Origin of the sequence: Rhizobium anhuiense bv. trifolii (genome assembly GCF_024346605.1) — a bacterium.
Taxonomy (GTDB): domain Bacteria; phylum Pseudomonadota; class Alphaproteobacteria; order Rhizobiales; family Rhizobiaceae; genus Rhizobium; species Rhizobium anhuiense.
Genome location: NZ_CP098803.1, coordinates 1453481 through 1472501 on the forward strand (window position 1 = coordinate 1453481; position 19021 = coordinate 1472501).

At 59.8% G+C, this 19021-nt stretch carries 25 protein-coding genes and 2 pseudogenes; 11 read left to right on the top strand and 16 right to left on the bottom strand.

What is annotated here, in order from left to right; genetic code table 11:
* Nucleotides 1-64: 64 nt before the first annotated feature.
* From NE851_RS15715 to NE851_RS15730, 4 genes are all read right to left on the bottom strand, one after another.
* Nucleotides 65-1639 carry a carboxylesterase/lipase family protein gene (locus NE851_RS15715; protein WP_168333905.1) on the bottom strand — a complete coding sequence of 525 codons (1575 nt, stop codon included), beginning with the start codon at nucleotides 1637-1639 and terminating at the stop codon, nucleotides 65-67.
* A 139-nt stretch (nucleotides 1640-1778) separates the two neighbouring features.
* Entirely contained in the window at nucleotides 1779-3692 is a 1914-nt protein-coding gene (locus NE851_RS15720; protein WP_028757031.1) for an adenylate/guanylate cyclase domain-containing protein, read from the bottom strand.
* Between the two features lie 146 nt (nucleotides 3693-3838).
* Entirely contained in the window at nucleotides 3839-4630 is a 792-nt protein-coding gene (locus NE851_RS15725) for an aldolase (protein WP_028757030.1), read from the bottom strand.
* 129 nt (nucleotides 4631-4759) lie between these two features.
* The gene (locus NE851_RS15730) at nucleotides 4760-5923 is read right to left on the bottom strand and encodes a mandelate racemase/muconate lactonizing enzyme family protein (RefSeq protein WP_028757029.1); all 1164 of its coding nucleotides are present in this window, start codon (nucleotides 5921-5923) and stop codon (nucleotides 4760-4762) included.
* 222 nt (nucleotides 5924-6145) lie between these two features.
* On the opposite strand from NE851_RS15730, the gene NE851_RS15735 reads away from it, so the two are divergent.
* The 3 genes from NE851_RS15735 to NE851_RS15745 all read left to right on the top strand — a co-directional run bounded on the left by NE851_RS15735 (nucleotide 6146) and on the right by NE851_RS15745 (nucleotide 8064).
* On the top strand, nucleotides 6146-7042 hold the full coding sequence (locus tag NE851_RS15735) for a LysR family transcriptional regulator (RefSeq protein ID WP_028757028.1): 897 nt from the start codon (nucleotides 6146-6148) through the stop codon (nucleotides 7040-7042).
* 52 nt (nucleotides 7043-7094) lie between these two features.
* Entirely contained in the window at nucleotides 7095-7439 is a 345-nt protein-coding gene (locus NE851_RS15740; RefSeq protein WP_028757027.1) for an antibiotic biosynthesis monooxygenase family protein, read from the top strand.
* A gap of 364 nt (nucleotides 7440-7803) precedes the next feature.
* A complete protein-coding gene (locus NE851_RS15745; RefSeq protein ID WP_245433270.1) occupies nucleotides 7804-8064 on the top strand; it encodes a hypothetical protein in 261 nt (86 codons plus the stop codon).
* A 106-nt stretch (nucleotides 8065-8170) separates the two neighbouring features.
* Here NE851_RS15745 and NE851_RS15750 read toward each other — a convergent pair whose 3' ends face one another.
* Both NE851_RS15750 and NE851_RS15755 read right to left on the bottom strand, forming a co-directional pair.
* Nucleotides 8171-8617 (bottom strand): hypothetical protein, encoded by a 447-nt coding sequence (locus NE851_RS15750; protein ID WP_245433268.1) that lies wholly within the window; start codon nucleotides 8615-8617, stop codon nucleotides 8171-8173.
* Between the two features lie 101 nt (nucleotides 8618-8718).
* Entirely contained in the window at nucleotides 8719-9315 is a 597-nt protein-coding gene (locus tag NE851_RS15755) for a P-loop NTPase family protein (RefSeq protein WP_028757026.1), read from the bottom strand.
* A 354-nt stretch (nucleotides 9316-9669) separates the two neighbouring features.
* Here NE851_RS15755 and NE851_RS15760 point away from each other — a divergent pair, with 354 nt between their 5' ends.
* Nucleotides 9670-10125: a hypothetical protein gene (locus tag NE851_RS15760; RefSeq protein WP_028757025.1), complete on the top strand. Its 456-nt coding sequence runs from the start codon at nucleotides 9670-9672 to the stop codon at nucleotides 10123-10125.
* Between the two features lie 74 nt (nucleotides 10126-10199).
* Here NE851_RS15760 and NE851_RS15765 read toward each other — a convergent pair whose 3' ends face one another.
* From NE851_RS15765 to NE851_RS35365, 3 genes are all read right to left on the bottom strand, one after another.
* The gene (locus NE851_RS15765; RefSeq protein WP_028757024.1) at nucleotides 10200-11045 is read right to left on the bottom strand and encodes a dienelactone hydrolase family protein; all 846 of its coding nucleotides are present in this window, start codon (nucleotides 11043-11045) and stop codon (nucleotides 10200-10202) included.
* A gap of 264 nt (nucleotides 11046-11309) precedes the next feature.
* Nucleotides 11310-11633 carry a BrnA antitoxin family protein gene (locus NE851_RS15770; RefSeq protein ID WP_028757023.1) on the bottom strand — a complete coding sequence of 108 codons (324 nt, stop codon included), beginning with the start codon at nucleotides 11631-11633 and terminating at the stop codon, nucleotides 11310-11312.
* The gene (locus NE851_RS35365; RefSeq protein WP_245433267.1) at nucleotides 11630-11779 is read right to left on the bottom strand and encodes a hypothetical protein; all 150 of its coding nucleotides are present in this window, start codon (nucleotides 11777-11779) and stop codon (nucleotides 11630-11632) included. Before NE851_RS35365 ends, NE851_RS15770 begins: the two co-directional genes overlap by 4 nt.
* Nucleotides 11780-11903: 124 nt before the next feature.
* Between NE851_RS35365 and NE851_RS15780 the strand changes: the two genes are divergently transcribed.
* The 5 genes and pseudogenes from NE851_RS15780 (at nucleotide 11904) to NE851_RS15800 (ending at nucleotide 14503) form a co-directional block, all read left to right on the top strand.
* Nucleotides 11904-12041, top strand: coding sequence for a hypothetical protein (locus NE851_RS15780; RefSeq protein ID WP_254962474.1), 138 nt, complete (start codon nucleotides 11904-11906; stop codon nucleotides 12039-12041).
* A gap of 59 nt (nucleotides 12042-12100) precedes the next feature.
* A pseudogene (locus NE851_RS15785) lies at nucleotides 12101-12572 on the top strand (terminase small subunit-like protein).
* 323 nt (nucleotides 12573-12895) lie between these two features.
* Nucleotides 12896-13692 (top strand): annotated as a pseudogene (locus tag NE851_RS15790) (hypothetical protein); the annotation flags it as partial.
* A gap of 16 nt (nucleotides 13693-13708) precedes the next feature.
* The gene (locus tag NE851_RS15795; protein WP_028757021.1) at nucleotides 13709-14137 is read left to right on the top strand and encodes a hypothetical protein; all 429 of its coding nucleotides are present in this window, start codon (nucleotides 13709-13711) and stop codon (nucleotides 14135-14137) included.
* Nucleotides 14138-14317: 180 nt separating this feature from the next.
* Nucleotides 14318-14503 (top strand): hypothetical protein, encoded by a 186-nt coding sequence (locus NE851_RS15800; RefSeq protein WP_018241117.1) that lies wholly within the window; start codon nucleotides 14318-14320, stop codon nucleotides 14501-14503.
* 712 nt (nucleotides 14504-15215) lie between these two features.
* On the opposite strand, the gene NE851_RS15805 is transcribed toward NE851_RS15800, so the two are convergent.
* The 7 genes from NE851_RS15805 to NE851_RS15835 all read right to left on the bottom strand — a co-directional run bounded on the left by NE851_RS15805 (nucleotide 15216) and on the right by NE851_RS15835 (nucleotide 17900).
* A complete protein-coding gene (locus NE851_RS15805; protein WP_047614138.1) occupies nucleotides 15216-15416 on the bottom strand; it encodes a hypothetical protein in 201 nt (66 codons plus the stop codon).
* Between the two features lie 270 nt (nucleotides 15417-15686).
* Nucleotides 15687-15869 (bottom strand): hypothetical protein, encoded by a 183-nt coding sequence (locus NE851_RS15810; protein ID WP_047614140.1) that lies wholly within the window; start codon nucleotides 15867-15869, stop codon nucleotides 15687-15689.
* A gap of 137 nt (nucleotides 15870-16006) precedes the next feature.
* On the bottom strand, nucleotides 16007-16243 hold the full coding sequence (locus NE851_RS15815) for a hypothetical protein (RefSeq protein WP_018241121.1): 237 nt from the start codon (nucleotides 16241-16243) through the stop codon (nucleotides 16007-16009).
* A 324-nt stretch (nucleotides 16244-16567) separates the two neighbouring features.
* Complete coding sequence (locus NE851_RS15820; protein WP_168333904.1) at nucleotides 16568-16714, bottom strand: hypothetical protein; 147 nt, start codon at nucleotides 16712-16714, stop codon at nucleotides 16568-16570.
* A gap of 102 nt (nucleotides 16715-16816) precedes the next feature.
* Nucleotides 16817-17146 carry a hypothetical protein gene (locus tag NE851_RS15825; protein ID WP_244604793.1) on the bottom strand — a complete coding sequence of 110 codons (330 nt, stop codon included), beginning with the start codon at nucleotides 17144-17146 and terminating at the stop codon, nucleotides 16817-16819.
* Nucleotides 17147-17224: 78 nt separating this feature from the next.
* A complete protein-coding gene (locus tag NE851_RS15830; RefSeq protein WP_047614145.1) occupies nucleotides 17225-17488 on the bottom strand; it encodes a DUF1488 family protein in 264 nt (87 codons plus the stop codon).
* A 112-nt stretch (nucleotides 17489-17600) separates the two neighbouring features.
* The gene (locus tag NE851_RS15835; RefSeq protein WP_028757657.1) at nucleotides 17601-17900 is read right to left on the bottom strand and encodes a hypothetical protein; all 300 of its coding nucleotides are present in this window, start codon (nucleotides 17898-17900) and stop codon (nucleotides 17601-17603) included.
* A 203-nt stretch (nucleotides 17901-18103) separates the two neighbouring features.
* Between NE851_RS15835 and NE851_RS15840 the strand changes: the two genes are divergently transcribed.
* Both NE851_RS15840 and NE851_RS15845 read left to right on the top strand, forming a co-directional pair.
* A complete protein-coding gene (locus NE851_RS15840) occupies nucleotides 18104-18508 on the top strand; it encodes a hypothetical protein (RefSeq protein WP_028757658.1) in 405 nt (134 codons plus the stop codon).
* Between the two features lie 52 nt (nucleotides 18509-18560).
* Nucleotides 18561-18953, top strand: a complete 393-nt coding sequence (locus tag NE851_RS15845) for a hypothetical protein (RefSeq protein ID WP_097630590.1) — start codon at nucleotides 18561-18563, stop codon at nucleotides 18951-18953.
* Nucleotides 18954-19021: the final 68 nt, after the last annotated feature.

Genomic DNA, 19021 nt, shown 5'->3' on the forward strand with positions numbered 1-19021 from the left:
GCCACATGTTCGGGAAGCGGCCGCATGGGGAAGGCAACACACCAGGCGACAGGCACCAACCCCGTCATTTCTTTTCCTCCCAGTATCTTTGCCAGAGGTCGAGCCTGGGTTTCAGCGTATCGGCTCCGAACGTCGCGCCGCGATTGGTGAAGTCGAAGACCCTGCCGACGGATGGGTCGTGGTGAGGCCATCTTGGCCATGAGCCGCCATTGGGGTCACCGCTCGTTGCAAATTGAACCCAGTAGGCACTCGCCAATGTGGCCATGGCCCAGTCGGCAGGTGTAACCTTGTCTTTCACCAGGGCGTTTGGGATGTTGAGCGTATAGGGAATTTCGAAGCCGTGCAGAGTGCCTTTCCATGTCGGATCGTTGCGGAGAGCCTCGGCGACATAGGAGAAACGATACCACCACGTCAGTTGACCCGCGCGGATCATCTCGTCAGCGAGATGGCGAGACGGTTCGACAAGCGTTTTGTCGGCCAGAACCTGCTGCGTCAACTCATCGAGGGCCTCTTGGCCTGTGGGATCATAGAGCGTCCGGGCTTCGGCCGCATGGTTGCCGAGCAGGGCGAAGAGATCGTCTTTCGTCGCGGCCTCACCGATACCGAGATCACGACTATTTGCCCCGACGATGACCGGAACCGGCGCTTGACGGCCTGCCGCAAAAGCCGCTTCCGGCGTTTCGAGCAAAAACCGTCCGTCAAGAATCGAGCCGGAGATGCCGATGACCGGCTTGCCTGTCGACATTCCCGCCATCACCTCTGGTGCCGATGCGCCTTCGGTCAGTTTTTCCGCAGGCAGCGCCCGAAGGGCCTTGAGAGCGTCGGCATCGCGACCATTGATGCCAAGAGAAGCCGCATAGTCCAAGGCGGTTTTCTCTGCTTCTTTCAACGGTGACAAGGGAGTGCTCTGCGCACGCGCGGTCGGGAGACCCGGTGACTGGAGAATGGCGCCGCGGAAAAGCCCCCGTGATAACGGCGATATCATGTGCGCCATCACCGAGCCGCCACCGGCCGACTCGCCGAAGATCGTCACTTTCTTCGGATCGCCGCCGAAGGCTTCGATATTTTGCTGGACCCATTTCAAGGCTGCAAGCTGATCCATGTAGCCATAGTTGCCGACGGGCTCGTCGGGGGATTCCTTTATCAGCGCCGGATGGGCAAAATAGCCGAGCCGCCCCATGCGGTAGTTCATGCTGACGAACACGACTCTGCGGGCGGCCAGCTGACTACCGGGATATTGAGGGGTGTTTCCATGAACAAGAGCGCCGCCGTAAATCCAGACCATCACCGGGAGCGGTGTTTTGGAGCGCTTGGCGGGTGTCCAGACATTGAGCGTCAAACAATCCTCCGACTTCGGCAGGTCGTCGGTCTGCATGCAGGACGGACCGAAATCGCGGGCATCCCTGGTCCCGCTCCAGGGCTTCATCGGTCGGGGATTTCGCCATCTCAGATCACCGACCGGTGGCGCCGCATAAGGAATGCCTTTGAAGCTGACGACTGAGCCCGACCTCTCACCCTTCAGCGTTCCGCTGTCGATTGTAACGGTGTCGTCCGCCGCACCCAAGCGTGGCGCGAAAGTCATCTGACAGGATGCGACCGCGAAAAAGAGCAGAAACTTGTGACTGCGTTTCACAAACACTGCACCCTCCAACCGCCAGGTTCAGGGTAAAATACTCCGATAGAGCGGCATCGAACAGCGTCCATCCGACGTCGACCAAAGTCCGGAAGCGGCAGGCATCGTCGGTATCGCCTTCAGCCCTGAAGGCTCGCGCCACGCTTCATTCGCCGATACCCCCGACAAGCTCCCATATATCGACCTTCTCGGCCCGTCCCTTGATCTGCACCAGGCCGAGCGGGCGAAGCTCGAAGCGATCGGCCACAGTGTCGTGTATGGCTGCACTCACCAGGATCGAGGTGTTGAAGTCCTTGTTCAATCCTTCCAGGCGTGAGGCGACATTGATCGTATCGCCCATGGCCGTGTACTGCTGACGCGAGATTGCGCCGAAGCTGCCGACGACCGCCGGGCCGGTGTGCAAGCCAAAGCGGGTGAAGAGTTCGGGGCGGCCGTTCAAGCGATTGGCTTCGTTCAGGCCGTCCACCGCCGCTTTCATGGCAAGCGCGCATCGGCAGCCGTTTTCGGCATGTCCGGCATCTGGAACAGGGGCGTTCCACATGACGAAAATGGAATCGCCGAGATATTGCACGACGGTGCCGCCATGGCGCTCGGCGATGGTGTTCAGGAGTTCGAAATAGGCCGACAGCGTATCGACCACATCCTCGGGTGAGTTGAGCTCGGAGATGGTGGTGAAGTCTCTGATGTCGGTGAACAGCACCGTCACATCCTGCCGCTTCGCCTTGACGAGCGTTCTTGCCTCGGGATCGATGATCCGCCGGACGACTTCACGCGGAACATAGAGGGCAAACTGGCTGATGGCATGACGGCTGGCCGCCAGCGCGCTCGCCAGCGTGTTGATCTCCGATATCCAGGAATGCGACATGGGCTTTTCGCCGATGTCGAGATCGCCGATCCTGCGCGCCTCGTCGGCGAGACGATAGAGGGAGCGGCTGACCATGCGCGACAGCAGCACCGATGCGGCGACACCTGCTATCACGAAGGCGCTGGCGATGAGGAGATTGTGCAGGAGCAGCCGATTGGCCTCGGCCACCAGGTCCTCCAGCGGCACGACGATTGCGGCCACGCTTCCCTGGAACAGGCCGGAGACGCTGACGGGGGCGAGCTGCACGAGATGGCTTTCGCCATCGAAATCGACCCGCGCCAGGCCGCCGGCGGCAAAGGCCGGATCCTGCCGCAACCTCGCCACGGTTTTAAGGCTCGCGTCGAAGCTGTTTGCACTCGCGGCAAAGCCCCCCGATGTCCTCGACCACAATCCGATGATCCTTTTCATGATATCGGGGTCGGAATGCGCGACGAGATCACCGCTGCCATCGATGATGTAAGCACGGGCATGCGGCGAAATCTCGCGCGTGTCCAGCAGGCGGCTGATGGTCTGCAGGTGAATGTTGATGCCGACGACCACCTGACCATCGTTCCGCATCGGCGCGGCGATCGTCAGCGTCGGAACATTGAGCGTGCCGGTGATATAGGGGCCGACGGAGACAGGCAAACCGTCCTGGACGACGGATTGATACCACGGGCGTTGCCGAGGATCGAAGGATGCAACTTCGACGTCGCGCTCGCCGATCTCTCTTGCCTGGCTGTCGAGAAAGCGAAGCGTCGAGATGACGTCGGCGCTCTGTCTCCCGGCGATCGTCCGGATCGCGAAAGCCGTGCCATCCGGGGTTGCGAGGGTCCGGCGGACGTCCTGCCTTTCGGTGTTGATGACCTGCAGGTATGAGCCGTCGGCATAGCCGGTGTAGATGCTCGTCGCGTTGGGGACGTTTCGCAGGACCTCCAGAAAGAATTGCTGTTTCGCGTCGATATCCCGAGGCGGCGGGGAGGCGAGCTGCGGCAGGGTCGATGCGAGTGCGACCGCCTCGATGCCTCCCTGCAGCGTATTGCGATATCCCTCGATCAGCCGCAGGCTCATCTCGCGCATCTGCTTCGCGCCGGCGCTGACCGCAGCGTCGCTTCCGTGGCTGAATGCCATCCAGATGATCGGCGTCGACGTGCACAGCAGCGATGCGACGACCAGGACGCCGAGATGCAGTCTTAAGGGTTTGGACCAGCCCACGGGATTTCCCTCGAATGCTCTCCTGCCTTGCCGGGCAGGAACGAGCACTCCCAACGATTTCAAGCTAACTGCTTTTTGAAAGCTTGCACAAGGCGGTGAAGTCAGTGCCGAAAACGATTGGGATCAGCGGGGTTGCGCGGGCGGTGTCAGCGCTTGTATTCGGGCTCGCTGCGATCGAGCGCGCGCTTGACCGACTCCAGATGCAGCCTGGCCGATTCCGGGTCGCCTTCGCGCATCTGCCGATACGCCGCTTGCGCGATCTCCGGCGCGACGGCAAGGACCTGGCGCCCGGTCGAGAGCGCAAGCGTCTGCACCTCGCAGGCGCGCTCGAGATAATAGAGGTCGTCCCAGGCCTCGGCGATATTCGGTGCGCAGACCATCACCCCGTGATGCTTCATGAAGACGATGTCGGCATCGCCGATCGCAGCCGCGATCCGGTCGCCCTCGCGCGCGTCGAGCGCCAGGCCGTTATAGTTGCGGTCGACGGCCGTGCGCCCGTAGAATTTCAAGGCGGTCTGCCCGGCAAAGATCAGCGGATCGCCCTCCGTCATCGAAAGGGCGGTGGCATAAGGCATATGGGTGTGGAACGCCGCCCTGGCACGGGGAACGTTCTTGTGAATCCGGGCGTGGATGTAAAAGGCGGTGGCCTCGGGCTGGCCGCTGCCCGACACGACGTTGCCGTGAAAATCGCAGATCAGCAGCATCGAGGCCGTCAGCTCGGCAAACGCGTAGCCGTAAGGGTTGACGATGAACAGGTCGTCGTAACCGGGAACGACGGCCGAGAAGTGGTTGCAGATCCCTTCCTCCATGCCGAGCTGCGCCGCCATCCGGAAACAGGCGGCAAGATCGACGCGAGCCTGCCAGATGTCATCCGTATCGAGTTTCGGCTGATTGGGGCCGCCGGCGGGCGATGGGGCTGTGTTGAGGGAGTGCGCCATGGGGTCGTCTCGGATTGGTGTCGGAAGGAGAGGGGCTGTGTTCTGGATTACGCCCGGATTGGTCTGGCATCAAGCCGGCTGGGCGCAAAGATGGTTCGCTTCATATCCTGTGGCAGGGCGGGCATATTTTCATTCAGCCAATTCGCGCATGACCTTGATCAGCTCCGACTTGCCTTCGAAGCCGATACCCGGCAGCTCGGGCATCAGGATATGGCCATCGATCACCTCGACGCCATCGGGGAAGCCGCCATAGGGCTGGAACAGATCGGGATAGCTTTCGTTGCCGCCGAGGCCGAGCCCGGCGGCAATGTTGAGCGACATCTGGTGGCCGCCATGCGGGATGCAGCGCGACGGCGACCAGCCGAACTGACGCAGCACGTCGAGTGTGCGCAAATATTCGACCAAGCCGTAGGAAAGGGCGCAGTCGAACTGCAGGTAATCGCGGTCCGGCCGCATGCCGCCGTAACGCAGCAGGTTGCGGGCATCCTGATGGGAGAACAGGTTCTCGCCGGTCGCCATCGGTGCGTCGTAAAATTCGGAGATGGCGGCCTGCAGAGCGTAGTCCAGCGGATCGCCGATCTCCTCGTACCAGAACAGCGGATAGTCGCGCAGCACCTTCGCATAGGCGATGCCGGTCTCCAGATCGAAGCGCCCGTTGGCGTCGACCGCAAGCTGCGCCTGCGAACCGATCTCCTCCAGCACGGCTTCGATGCGGCCCCGGTCCTCGTCGATCGACGCGCCGCCGATCTTCATCTTGACGACGGTATAGCCGCGGTCGAGGTAGCTCCGCATCTCCGCCCGCAGAGCGCTGTTGTCCTTGCCGGGGTAGTAGTATCCGCCGGCGGCATAGACGAAGACCTTCGGGTTGGCCTCCCGGCCTTTCATCTCGGCGAGAAGACGAAACAGCGGCTTGCCCTCGATCTTGGCCACCGCGTCCCAGACCGCCATGTCGATGGTGCCGACGGCGACCGAGCGCTCGCCATGACCGCCGGGCTTCTCGTTGGCCATCATCCTCGCCCAGACCCTGTGCGGATCGAGATTGCTGCCGGCCTCGTTCATCAGGCTTTCCGGCGCCGCTTCGAGGATGCGGTCCCTGAAGCGCTCGCGGATCAAGCCGCCCTGGCCGTAGCGGCCGTTGGAGTTGAAGCCATAACCGACGACGCGGCGCCCATCCCTGACGACATCGGTGACGACGGCAACCAGGCTGGCGGTCATCTTGCTGAAATCGATATAGGCGTTGCGGATCGGTGAAGCGATCGGCTTCGTGACCTCGCAGATGTCGATGATGCGCATGGCAGGTTCCATTCCCTTCGCCGAAGGTGGCTGATGACGATGGTTTCATTTTGATGCGCGGCGGTCGGCGCGTCCAATGCCGATGCGGGTTCTATCAGTGCCGTTTCGGCATCATCACTTTGCGCAAACAGGCAGGGAACCGCAAAGAAACATTGATTTGTCAGGCGCCATGCCGTCTTTTCAGTGTTGACATGGCACTGCAACCGTCAAAGGAAACCTTCCGTGGAGACCGCATGGCTCGCCGACCTCCAGGCTCTTGCCGAAACGCTGAACTTCTCGAGAGCGGCGGAACGGCGCAACATCACCCAGCCCGCCTTCGGACGTCGCATCAAGGCGCTGGAAGAATGGTGCGGGTGGGAATTGGTCGATCGCTCGACACACCGGCTGAAGCTGACGCCGGCGGGAGAGCTGATGCTGGAGGCGGCGAGCGATATTGCCGCAAGGCTTGAACGCGCCGCCCGCGATCTCGCGCAGATCAAGGCGGCGACATCGACCGTCACCTTCGCGGCCACCCACGCGCTCTCCTTCATCTTTTTCCCCTCCTGGATTCAAGGGTTGGGGCACAGCGCCGCCGCCATGCCCATCCGGCTGCTCTCGGACAATATGAACGAATGCGAGAAGATCATGCTGGAAGGGCGGGCCCAGTTCCTGCTGTGTCATTACCAGGAACACAGCGGCATCCGGCTGGACATGCAAAATTATCGCCATGTCGTGCTCGATGCCGACCGGCTCGTCCCGGTCTGCGCCCGAAAGAAGGACGGAGAGCCGCTTTACAGCCTCTCCGGGACGACGGGCGTTCCGCTTCTCGCCTTCGAAGAAAAGTCCGGCATGGGGCGCATCCTGGCTGCAAACCTTGCGTCGCGCATGCAGTCGCTGCGTCTCGACACGGTGTTCACCTCACACCTCGCCATGGCGCTGAAGGCGCTGGCGATCGAGGCAAAGGGCGTTGCCTGGATTCCGCTGAGCCTTGCAAGCGACGAGACAGGCCCCGGCGGCAGGCTCGCCTTCGCCGGGTCTGAGGAGTTGGCCGTCGATGTGCAGATCGTCCTGATGAGGCCGCGGGCGCGCATGACCGAAATCGCAGAGAGCTTCTGGACCCTGGTGTGCACCAGGGATTGACCTGACGGCGCATGGTGCAATGATCCGTGTGGATCAGCAACGAGAGGTTGGCATGTCGATCGCTACCTTGCCCGCGCCACCCTATTACGTCGTCTGCTTCTCATCGCAACGAACCGAGGTCGAAGACGGCTATGGCGACGTCGGCGCTGCGATGGTGGAGCTGGCGAAGCAGCAACCCGGCTTCCTGGGTTTCGAAAGCGCCCGCCGTGCCGACGGTTTCGGCATCATCAACTCTTATTGGCGGGACGAGGAAAGCATCCGGGCCTGGAAAGCGGTTATCGATCACGTCGAGGCGCAACGCCGGGCCCGGACTGACTGGTATAGGCGCTATGAAATCCGCGTCGCCCTCGTTCAAAGAGCTTATGGATTCGAAGCGGATGCCGCCAAGCTGCGATGATCCTTGCCCTGCCATCGGCCGCTGGTATGGATCCCAGGCTCGAGGCCTGGGATGACGGAGGGTGGGGGCGCGAAGGGGCCTGTTGCCTGTATTGCCAACACAGGGTTGTATCGAGTGTCGACGCAGGAGGCACGGGCGCGGATGAACTTCGTGAGGCTTATTGGATTATTAGGTTCGATGGCATGGATTGTTTACGGGCCGTGGGCCAATGCCGGCTCCTTGGGTGATGCGACTTTTAGGAACATCAATTGGCCAAGCAGCGAAGTTGTCGGATCTATCGTCCTTTGATGCTCAGGCGGTTTGCCTGCTTCAGCCTTACCAAGACCGACTGTCTTCCAAAGACGCGTTCGCCGCCAGAGTGAACATGTATCTCGTCGCGAACAACTACGTTGCGGATGAGGGCCATTTTGCATTCGTGCTCGTTGGGAAGGAAACAATCGAGTTCGCCCCGTTCAAACGGTCCCAAAAGCTTGACGTCTTGGCAAGGCACGAGATTTCCTCATCGGCCGAGGAGATGTTGCCGAAGGGTTTTGCGCCGCACGACTGCGCCAGCGGTCAATCTGCAGGCTTTGTGAAGATCGGACTGCGCGCAAGAACCTATGTCGTGCTTGGTGAACTGCCCTAGGCACGCAATCGCTGACGCGATCCGGTATTTTGATCCGATGGGGATGTGACTGAGATGGCCGGCGAGGATCTCCGCGGGAGGCGGGTCGGGGGGCAGGGTCTCGACTTCACCCTGCGTCTTCATCGGGCTTGAGCCGAGGATCCAAGCTGGGCTCCATCAGCCACGGGCATTGTACCGGAAGGTAGCTCATAGGAACGAGGCGGCTATGCAGATTGGGGCCATCTGGTTGCCCAGGATCATAGAAGATGCCGTTATCGGCGTCATAGAGGATGAAGTGGTCTCCTTCGACATGGACTACCGCTACCCCGCAAACATCGTCCCAACTCTCGGCTTTGCGTAATCCGCCAGTCCGCCAGCCCAACGCGCTCAGGACGCCGCGCAGTTCTTTCCATGTTGTGTAATGATTGGTCTGAACGCCCCAATCGATCATGCTGGCAATTTGGTCGTAGGGTTTGCCCGTCAACATCTGCAAGACGAAAACGCCGCAGCCATCATCCCTTGGACATTGCGTAACAAATTCGAAGCGGACCTTATCGGTTGCGGGTTGTGTCAATGTTCAGTTCCTGCGGTTAGGTGTCGGACGGCGCCTTGAGTATCGACTCCCATGACACCCACGTAGCTGGTTGCTTCGAATTGCCTTCCGTGGACATTCAACTAAACGTTTGACGGGGCGGTCTCGATGCTGTTGCCAAGTGACTTTAGAGCGTGCTGCCAAATTGCGGCTGCACTCTCTGGCGGCGGCGTGGATGTGACGTCCAAGACCAGGGTGTTGGGATGCTTCGGATCAAAAACCTTGTCCCGCCGGCTTCTCTCCCTGGAGGCTTGCGCATCGGTCGCTTTCAGATCGTTGCGGCGCGCGGGCATGGAGATACGGCGTGCCAGCTCATCTTCGTCGCAGAGCAGTCTCACGGGTACCAGGACAGCCCCGCAGCGTTGAGCGGCATCGTCGAACTGCTGGTAGGTGCGAAGACTGCGCTGATCACCATCCCGGCCGGCATGCGTGAAGATGAAGTTAGCGGAAGGGCCGGTGTATTCGGCAATTGCATCCAACACGGTTTGCCGAATTCGTCCCGTATAATCCCATATTCCTTCAGGAAGGTGGCCCGTTCCATCATCGTCCAGGAGACGCAGAACCGGGTTGTTGAACCAGTGATTGTCGATGACTTTCGCCGAGGACAGGCTTTGCAACTCCCTTGCGATCGTCAGTTTTCCAACGCCCGGAAAACCGATCAGCAAAATAAAGATACGCATCATCCTATGCCTTCAGATGCCGAGGGATCACGTGGGGCGCAGAATAGGCGATATACCGAATGCTGCAATGAGCACTTATGGCGCAGTGCTGAAGAGTCCGCCTTTCCCAATGGTGAGCAGAGACTGACGCCGGCCCTTGCCTTGCTTTCTCTCGCATCTGAACTACGGTGCCGACAGGGTTGAAGGCGTTGATTGGGGGAGTAGTCGCGTGCGTTTGCAGAGCCCAAGCGCCTGGATGACGGTGGTGGTCGCAGATGGCGGCACGCATAAAGGCCTGTTGAATGTATGGGTCGAGACGTCAGTCCTCAAGCGGCCGTAGGGTATGCCGTGGGAGCAGAAGGCCCAAAGGCGACCATGAGAAACCGTAGCAAACCGCGCTTGGGAAAACGCAGCGCCGACACTCCACCGGTCGACGCGTTCACACGCAATGCACTTGCATCAGATCAGACCTGGCTGCCGGATATGATGGCTGACGGAAAGCCACCCCTTACCGCTGAAGCCTTTGTAGAGGGCTATCTCGCGAATCCTGGCGAATGGTATTGGTCGACGATTTTGCTGCACGATCCGAAAGAGATCGTGCTGAAGCGGGTTCTCGCCATTGTCGATCAAGCCGAATTGCCCGGCCACGAGCAAGCGCTCGGCCAGTTGGGCGCCGGTCCGCTCGAAGACATGATGTCGGATGAATTGCTGGATCATCTACAACATCGGCTGCCGTTCACGCCTGCCATGCGATATGCGCTCAGCCAGGTTCGAATGTCCGGCGAACCTCCTGTCTTGCAACAGCGTCTCAATGCCATGTTTTTACGGTAGCGCCTCGACGATAGCGCGCATGGATCCGAGGCGCGCGGCCTGGGGTGGATGCTACAGCAGACAGACTTCCGGCTTTAGTTCGTCAGGTAGGTTTGAAGGAATGTGCGAACGCTGCGGATGGATTTTCCTGCGGCGTCCGGATTGTATTTTTCGATGTGACCCAACACCCTTTTTCCCACCTTGAACTCCGGGGCGTCAAAATCATGGTAGGTGCCCTTGTAGATATTGAGCTCGATGGGCAGGCTATCGTCACTCATCTTGGCAAGCCTCTTCCGGCATCGCTCGGCCGGGCTCCAATTGTCTCGATCGCCGGTTAAAATCAAGATCGGCACCGTCGCATCGCCCTGCGTTGCCGCACAGAGGGGATAGTAGGCAACCGCCGCGGTGAATTTGCGGTCCATCAGCTGTTCGTTGCCTTCGATTTTCGTTCCCTCCAGCGTCGCCGTGCCGCCAGTTGAAAAGCCCATCAAGGCAACGCGCCTGATATCGACAAAGCTTTGTTTCGATAAAAAATTCAAAGCGCCGTAGGCGTCGAAGACACGATCGGGGAGATGGCTTTGACACGGATCGCTGATATTGCGGGTGGTGAAGCTATCGACAACGAGCACGACGTAGCCCCATGAGACCAGTCGTTTCGGCCAAAGCTCCTTGATGCTCAGACGCATACCCTCGCATCCATGCAGGACGACGACCGCCGGGAAAGGGCCATCACCGCCGGGGCGGGACAGATATCCCCGCAGGGGCGTACCTTGCGGTTGCGAAAGAATTTCTCCCTGTTCTCGCGCCTTGCTTATTCGAAAGGGGCTTAGCTTGACGGGCGCGCTTTCGAAGTGAACCAGTTCGTCGGCATCAGCCGGGTTTGCGGCGAACGTGACGCCGAGAAAAGCGGCAAGGCAAAGAAAAAGTCTCGTGGTTTTCACTGAGCTTCTCTAACGTTGGATCAGCAGCCTGCAGATTATACGCCGGACCTGAAGGCGCGCAAAGCGGGTGGCGTTCGGCTGCCGATTGGGTTGGATTGGCTGGATTAAATTACCGCGCGTGGCGGCCAGAAGCGCTTGATCACCCCCTGGCAGGTCGTTTATGACTACCGTAAATCCAGGCTGCGAGATTTGAATCCAGGGGGATGTCCACCAAATCGGCAACGCTCTCCTGTCGTATGCGCCTGGCTAAGGCTTGCGGACCGGTCATTTTTGAAGTCCGGACAGCTTCCTCAGATCATCGTTGATCCTGCTCTGCCATCCTCTTCCGCCTGACCGGTAGTGTGCGATCACATCAGGATCGAGCCGGATGGTGATGGTCTGCTTCGTCTGTTCGAGCGTCGGTCGGCCTCTGCCTCTGCGTATCTCGTCGACATGGTCGAAAAACGCATCCGGAAGGATCTCTACCGCCGGCCGGGTCGATGCAAGCTCCTCATCGGTGAGTTCGGGACCATCGACTGCATCCCAATCCTCTTTCGAGTAGCCATGGCCGGGCTGAAATTCCTTCTTGACGGGATATTTAGCGGTCACGAAAGCACCTTGCTTTCCTTGTTGCTGGCTGGGCGAAAGCTGATGAGCGAAACGGCCTCGCTGCCAAGCAGCGCATAGACGACGACGGCGGTTCCGTCCTCAATAGCCGATGGCGTTGAAGCGGCCGCCGTGGCTGGCGTAATCACTGCATCTTCCAGTCGAAGAAATACACGTCTCCGAAATCGAGGCCAAGCTTCTGAAGATTGGCGATCCTCTTTGCTTCGTCCCAGGTGATTTTCACCACTTGTATGTACATTAATTCGCGACGTCATGAGAACAGCAATGTTCGCCTCGATTGCTCCGGCCTCGCGGGCCGCCGTGGTGACGCCGAACGATACCGCCATCGTCGGTGCGCGTGCGCTTGATATCGGCACGGCGGGCGACGTTGCCATTGCGTCGTGGCGCTGACCGGGACCACGGCATCCAATATCGTCGCGCTTTTTTAGAGAATTCGGCGGCAGCGCCTCATGGGAAGACCGATCATTCAGTCAGGCGATCGCCGAGAAGATCTGCGAGCGCATCGCCGACAGAGAAAGCCTGCGGTCGATCTGCCGTGACGAGGACATGCCGGCGAAATCGACCGTGCTGTCCTGGCTGGCGGACGAGGAGAAGGCGGCGTTTCGGGCACGCTACGCCCTGGCGCGCGAGCTCCTGGCCGACGATTTCGTCGACGAGATGGTCGAGATCGCCGACGATCGCAGCAATGACTGGATCGAGAAGAAGAATGCCGTCGGCGAGACCACCGGCTGGCAGGAGAATGGCGAGGCGATACGGCGGTCGCAGCTGCGCATCGCCACCCGCCAATGGGTCGCCGAGACGCTGAAGCCGAAGAAATATGGGGCCAAGGTCGAGCTCGATCATGGCGTGACCGGAACATGTCGAAGGGATATCGATGGCGATGGCTGTCTTGCGCGGCACGGCCGCGCCTTGACGGGCTAGAACGTGGTTTCTTGTACTAGCCACCAGACGGGAAAAAATGCCAGTGAGATAGCAGCCAGCCAGACCGAGGCGAACTTGATCAGATACAGTCGTCTCGCTTTGGCTTCGTTCCACTCGTAGTACATCGCCAACTCCAAACTTTAGGCGTCGCTACTGAAACACCGCTCCAGCGATGAGTCGAGTGCGGAACTGCAACACTTGGCAACGGCTCGCTTCGGCGCGCGTTTTTCTTTTCCATCACGATCTGGAGCTTCCCATGCAACTCGTCTCCGACTGGAAGCGGGTGCTTCGCCATGCCCGCTCCGTCCAGTTATGGGCGGCGGCATTCCGGCGTCAAGATCGTTGCCTTCCGCTGCTCGGCCGCACTGTCTCCACCCGCACAGTCCCGCTGACATCAGTCGGCACCGTTGGCCACCGCAACGATCGCCTCCGGCATCAATGGGTTGGCGACGGGGCAGACGGTTTCGATCTCCGGCGCCACGCAGACAGAATGTAACGGCAATGTGATCATCACGGTCACCGGGCCGAACAGTTTCACTTACAATTTCGCGGGATCTGCCACCATGCCGGCAACAGGCACGGTCAGCGCCAACGACCTCTATCTCCGGGCGGAGTATCAAAACTTTCGGCCAACAATACGTGGCCGGCAGATGGCACGGATGCTTCCGGCAAATGGCGCCTTCGTAGCGACATTCTCGCGAAAACGAATGCTTGCTGCGACGAGGCGATCGACACCTACGCGGCATGGGTTTCCGGCTTCCGGGATGGCGTCTGGCCGGGCATGCTGGAGCTGCCGAGCACCGTGGTGACGGTGCAGTCGGGAACGGACGGGGTTGTGACCTACACGACTATCGAAGTGGCGGATGCCAGCATTTTCGCGCCGGAGCAGGAGATCAACACCTATGCCGGGCCGGATGGCATTGCCCGCCTGTCGACCACCTCGATCGGCAGCATCTCCGGCAATGCGATTACCATCTCGATCCCGCGCGCCACGGTGCTACCGGTCGGCTCCATCGTGCGCCCGAGCGTCACGCCGGATGGCGTTCATCCCTACGGCGCTGTGGTCGACGGTGTCGCCAATGGCATTCCCCAGTCCGAAAAGCTGAAATTTTATCCCTAGGTGAGCACCGAGAGCGATGACATCCAATGACGATATCCTCCGCGCTCTCGGGCGTGTCGAGGGCAGGCTGACAGGCATCGAGGACAATGTCGCGCTTCTGCGCAGGGAGGTCAGCGACGAAAAGACCAACGCGCACGACAGCCGCGCCGTGATCCACGCGCGGCTCGATGAGCAAGCCAGACAGATCGCCCATCTCGATACCAGCGTGGCGATCAGCGGCGGCGCGGATGCGCAGATCCGCCAGGAGATCAAGAGCCTTAAAGAGACCGTCGAGAAGAACCAGGAGACGGTCGCGCCGGCGCTTGAAGAGTGGAAACGGATGAAATCGATCGGTTACGGCTTATCCGGGCTGATCGCCTTTGCCGGGCTGACGATCGGCGGCATTATTGCCTATGCGAGCGATGGCGCGGTGGCGGCGTTGCGACATTGGTTGAAGATCAGTTGAGTTGAGGGCGCCGATTGTCCGCGGCTTCGCACTCCATCGCACTCGCAGCACGCCTCAAGCAGCCGTTTTTTGGTCGGCGGAGCTACGTTGCCAAATCGAACCAAGCAAAACCCTTAATTTTAGACATCACTAACGAACAAATCGGCGGCCTGTTGGTTTTCCTCTCAGGAGGAAACGGCCATGAAAACCATGAGCAATCGCCAAGTTCGCATTCCCGGCCCGCGAGAGCACGATGTTGCCGAGCATTGCCGCAAGTTTGGGATCGGCCCGGCGGAGGAGAAGAAGCTGAAGAAACTTCTCGGGTCTCGGGCGCCGCTCCATGAAATCCAGGCCAATGCTCCGCCACGGCAGCCAAGGTGGCGTTAGAGAATTTCGGGAAAACTGCGAAGCGGTTTCCGTCGGGAAGTGCGTAAAACAAAGGTTGGAGCGGTTCGGCTTTCATCAAGGCTGAGCCGCTTTAACGTGAGAAGGGGACGGCGCATCTGATTGTTTCACGCGGCATTACAGCAATGATTCAAAGATTGAGCGGAACAGAGCAGTGCCGCAAACGCTCGCGAAAGAGGTATTGTTGCCTGGGTTTGAAATGGGCGATCTTGCTTGCACATGAGCCGGTTGTTCGGCTCGTTCCGCTTCGCTCCGCTGAAAGCCCCGCTCCGGCGGGGTTTTTGTTGGCGCGGGATGTGGCCGTCGATTTTCGCCCGGCCGGAGCCTGTCCGTATGACGGCTGCCGTCTTGCCCGGACAGGTTGTCTATTATCCCTCTGTCGGTTTTCCCGGGGGGTGTGGTGTCGGATCTCTGCCGGGAACTTCCACCAATATCGGGGGTTTTGCCCGCGGATCGCGCGGTAGGTTTCGTCTCCTGTACCCACTGCTACCCCTGCAGTTGCTGCGCGGTCCACTGATATCAACGGGATGACGGATGAGGCTTTGCATCTCGGCGATCGCCAGCGGGCGAATCCGTCTGTCGTTCGTCATCGGCGTCTGGAGATTCAGCCCTTCGAAGACGCAGGTGTGTGTGTTTGTGTCGACGTCCGCATGTGAAATGGCTCACGACGGCACAGCTGCGCGGGGGTCGCCTATCAGTGCCGCAGTTGGCGCGACAGCATCAGGATGTAATCGTCGGCGATATCGGCAACCACCATGGCGGCTTCCGCGGCCGTGTATCCCCTGCCGACGGCGTCGCTGACGATCTTCATGACGGCGGGTTCAAGTGCTTCCCGGCAGTCGGAAAGGCTTTCGGCATGCGGGCATTTGGCACGAAATTCCAATACGTTGTTCATGGCATACCCTCCATTTGATGTTGCTGCGCCCTATGCGTCAGTTGCCCGATCCCCGGAAGAACCAAGCCTTGGTCCCGGTGGAGCGTCGCTCGCGGGGACCAGAATGACTATCGTAAGAATACGATGGCATAGGCCGCCACGTATTCAAGCGCGCGCTGATATTAAGGTAAGCCAGTAGGGTTAATTCGTCCGCTGATGTTGCATCGTGGCATCGGAGGCTGCCGCAGGCCGGATTGCGATAAGAGGTGGCGCCTCCGAGGTTGTCTTTGGTCAGACGCTGATGCGGCGGCCGGCCTTGTCTGCTTCTTTGCGATTGGCGCCGTGTTTTTCGATGATGGTCCTGGCATCCTCGTTGGAAATGCGGTGTTTTTTCGCGAAGTAGATGACATCGTAGGGGCCGTCAGTCGTAGCCGCTTTGGCGGGCTGGACCTTATTCGCTTTGTCATTGGTCATGATTTTTCCTTCCTTGGAAATGTTGGGCTGGCCATCAGTCCATGTCGGCGCAGACCAGCACCTATCGTCTCCGGATCGGGGATCGGAGAACCGGCAATCTCAACTCGGTGTCCGTCGAAGACTTGGCTTCGTCCGCCCTATCGATGCGCCCGGGCCGTCATATGTTTTTCCCAGATCTGCGTCGCCTGCGCTGCCGTGCCGGTCTTGTGGAAGCGCAGCAGGTGCAGTCCTTCCGCCCGTCGTTTCTCGTTGAAGGCGCTGTTTTCGTAGTCGGTGCCTTCGACAATGCTCTCGCTTTGAAGAACGGCCTTCAATTCCTGCACATAGTGTCCGGTGATGTTGAAAAGCGCTTCATTCTCGGGTGCGTCTGTCATCGTTTTCCCTATGGGTGGTCGCGTGGCATTCAACGCGGTGCCGGTTCAGCAGGCCACGTCGGTAAGATGCATCAAGCAATCCGCGCCCCTATGGGAAAGGCTGGTATCGGACAGCGTTTAGCTGGGGTGTCTGTCTGGAGTTCCATATATCATGCAGCAGCGCCGCCTTACGAATCAAGGATCAAGGCGCGGCGGGTCTGAACGGCCGCATGTTAAACCACTTGCCGCCCCGATACCATCTCAATCGGAATGCCGAAGGATATCGGGGAGAGAGCCGTCTTCAGGCACAACGGCGTGTCTGTCCGTCATTGGTCGTTCCGGTGCCTACAGGAAGACGCCCTTGAAAACGATATAAACGATAAAGGCCAGGCTGATTGCCGGCGTCAATTTCACCAGAAAGTCGAGATATCTGAACTTGCCGATATGCCGGGCCAGGCTTTTCCAGGAATGAATGTTTACCGTGGAAGGCATCATGCCCTCCCTTGGTTGGGGCTGGGGAACTCTGACGACCCCTGGTGGCAGCGCCCGTTCACAAACTGCCGCCATAGCAGATATGGGCTCCAATCGTCGGCGCTACAAGTCGTGGCGAAGTGGCGGTCCGGCTGAGATCGCAAAGAGGCGCACGATCGCACAGCGCGGCGCGGGCATGTCCGGGCGGCTGGGCGCCTCCGGACAGGATTGCGCTTTTACCTCAACCATCGCTTCGATCAGTTTCAGCCGATCGAATTTCCGCCGTTGATCGTCATAGAGCCTGCCCAACAGCGCGTAGGCCGGTCCCGCGGGACTGCCCTTGAGCGACAGTCTCCTGACCACCGTTTCCTGATCGGCAACGCGGCGCGCGGCCTTCACGACATGGCGACGTGCCAGCTTCAGGTCTTTCGGGCGGTATCGGGTCGAGACCATGAGTTTTGCTTCCCCAGTCATCCGGCAACACCAGGACGATGGCCGTTTTCAGCTTGCCGGCGCGATGCTTTCCAGCGATTAGCGAAAATCTTCGGCCCTGAGCGTGAAGTTGTTGCCACGCCGATGCTGATAGACTCTCGATGCGGCTTCCTGAATCGAGGAGCGCGCGGCATCGAAGGCATTGAGGTAGGCGGCCTCGGAGGAGTCTCGCGTGATCGCGCTGCCGAGGGCCGCGTCTTCGACCAGAAATCTGACCTCGAACATGCCGTCATAGCCGGTGAAGCGGACACCTTTTCTGGCTTCGTCGAAGCTACGGCTTCTGTTGGGAAAAATAAGTGCCATTGCGGTTGTCCTTGGAAGTGGGCACGAGCCGATGTGAGGACCTCGGGCCTGGCGATGATAATGGATGCACGATGGCGATCAGCCTGCCGGCCTGTCCGGCCGTCTGCAGGTCTTAATGGATGGTCTGCACGATGACCCGGCTTTCAAGCAAGGCTTCCGATGTCTTGATCAAGCGCATCGTGCCCGTGATGACCTCATCCGAATAGAGAGAATCGGCACGGGAGATTTCGTCCGTCATATCGTGGAGAACTTTGTTGATCTCCAGCAGAGGCGGCACGAATTCGACCAAACCTGCTGCTGCCAGCCCGTGCGTTAGGCGCGCGATCGCTTCTCTCAGGTGATTGACGAGCGCACGTCTTTCCACCGCCATTGCTGACGGCTTTGTGAGGGTCGCTTCATCGTTGAACTGCATGATGCGTATCCTCCTCTATCTAAAATGGGTTCCGCCACGGCTTTATCAATGGCTACATCAATGGCTATTGGCGAATGAGGTTGCGGTCAGGTGGCAAAGAGCGCAAGCTGATCCATCGGCGGGCACGATACGGGCACCGCTGCTTGGGGCGCGCCAGTGAATACTAGCGCCAGTAAACCCTAGCCCCAACGAAGGAGGACGCCATGTCTTCCACATCTGATCAATTCTTCGATATCGACAATTTGAGGATGCTCGATCGCATTCTGCGAAAGGCCGGCTTTCGCGGCGGCGAAACTTACGCGGCCGATGATGCTGAGATCAGCGCGACGAGTTTTCTCATTCATTGTTTCCAGACGGGCATCGTCGATGAGGCCGCGCTGAAATCGGCTCTGAAAATGTATCTGGCAACGCAGCTGAGTTCCGGTCCGCTTCCTCAGGCGATGGAGGATGGCTCTTTTGCAAGATGGCAGGATGACGGCGGCGCCCCGACGAAAGCCTATCGGATCGCGCGCTATACGGCGCCTGGGCCCACGACCGCATCGCTACGGCCATTGGGCTACCGTTTTCCCAAGACCAGACTGCCTGAACGCGTGTTCGAGATCCCCTGAACGGATCTTGCAGCGACGTCCCCCGGCTAGCCCGGTCGATCGTCGCGATGACATGACGAACAAGGAAGAAGACATGCCTCGCAATCACGCCGATCAAAGGGACGGGATCGGGAAACGCAAGATCACCGCCGTGCGCAAAAGCGCATCGGTCAGCCCGACTGCCGACGATCTGATAAGCCAGGCCCGTCACGCCCGGTCACCGTCGGCGGAGCAGGGGATTGATAGCCCTGATGACCAGGCCTATGGCGTGGCCCGCACGCATAAAGGTCCCTTCGACAACGCGACGGCATTCAGCGCTCCCACTTACGAGCATGATCTGCCGACGCGGCAGCAATTGGAGGCCGCGCAACGCAGCCAATCCGATGCGATCAAGCAGCAAGAGGCAAACCGCCAAAAAGGCAAATCCCGCATTCGCGCCAAGGCGACGAAGCTGAAATCTCCCTGAGCGGAAATGGAACGGAGCGGGCTGCCGGTCCGTCGAAAAGCCCGCTCCAGGCAGGCTTCTCATTTCAT

Bases quoted from the DNA above. Each gene is read 5' to 3' on its own strand.
- NE851_RS15725 (WP_028757030.1), bottom strand. From the start codon at position 4,630: ATGGCGCACTCCCTCAACACAGCCCCATCGCCCGCCGGCGGCCCCAAT.
- NE851_RS15730 (WP_028757029.1), bottom strand. From the start codon at position 5,923: ATGCGCATCATCGACATCTGCGAGGTCACGAAGCCGATCGCTTCACCG.
- NE851_RS15740 (WP_028757027.1), top strand. From the start codon at position 7,095: ATGTCGATCGCTACCTTGCCCGCGCCACCCTATTACGTCGTCTGCTTC.
- NE851_RS15745 (WP_245433270.1), top strand. From the start codon at position 7,804: ATGTATCTCGTCGCGAACAACTACGTTGCGGATGAGGGCCATTTTGCA.
- NE851_RS15755 (WP_028757026.1), bottom strand. From the start codon at position 9,315: ATGCGTATCTTTATTTTGCTGATCGGTTTTCCGGGCGTTGGAAAACTG.
- NE851_RS15760 (WP_028757025.1), top strand. From the start codon at position 9,670: ATGAGAAACCGTAGCAAACCGCGCTTGGGAAAACGCAGCGCCGACACT.
- NE851_RS15780 (WP_254962474.1), top strand. From the start codon at position 11,904: ATGAGAACAGCAATGTTCGCCTCGATTGCTCCGGCCTCGCGGGCCGCC.
- NE851_RS15795 (WP_028757021.1), top strand. From the start codon at position 13,709: ATGACATCCAATGACGATATCCTCCGCGCTCTCGGGCGTGTCGAGGGC.
- NE851_RS15800 (WP_018241117.1), top strand. From the start codon at position 14,318: ATGAAAACCATGAGCAATCGCCAAGTTCGCATTCCCGGCCCGCGAGAG.
- NE851_RS15805 (WP_047614138.1), bottom strand. From the start codon at position 15,416: ATGAACAACGTATTGGAATTTCGTGCCAAATGCCCGCATGCCGAAAGC.
- NE851_RS15810 (WP_047614140.1), bottom strand. From the start codon at position 15,869: ATGACCAATGACAAAGCGAATAAGGTCCAGCCCGCCAAAGCGGCTACG.
- NE851_RS15815 (WP_018241121.1), bottom strand. From the start codon at position 16,243: ATGACAGACGCACCCGAGAATGAAGCGCTTTTCAACATCACCGGACAC.
- NE851_RS15820 (WP_168333904.1), bottom strand. From the start codon at position 16,714: ATGCCTTCCACGGTAAACATTCATTCCTGGAAAAGCCTGGCCCGGCAT.
- NE851_RS15825 (WP_244604793.1), bottom strand. From the start codon at position 17,146: ATGGTCTCGACCCGATACCGCCCGAAAGACCTGAAGCTGGCACGTCGC.
- NE851_RS15830 (WP_047614145.1), bottom strand. From the start codon at position 17,488: ATGGCACTTATTTTTCCCAACAGAAGCCGTAGCTTCGACGAAGCCAGA.
- NE851_RS15835 (WP_028757657.1), bottom strand. From the start codon at position 17,900: ATGCAGTTCAACGATGAAGCGACCCTCACAAAGCCGTCAGCAATGGCG.
- NE851_RS15840 (WP_028757658.1), top strand. From the start codon at position 18,104: ATGTCTTCCACATCTGATCAATTCTTCGATATCGACAATTTGAGGATG.
- NE851_RS15845 (WP_097630590.1), top strand. From the start codon at position 18,561: ATGACGAACAAGGAAGAAGACATGCCTCGCAATCACGCCGATCAAAGG.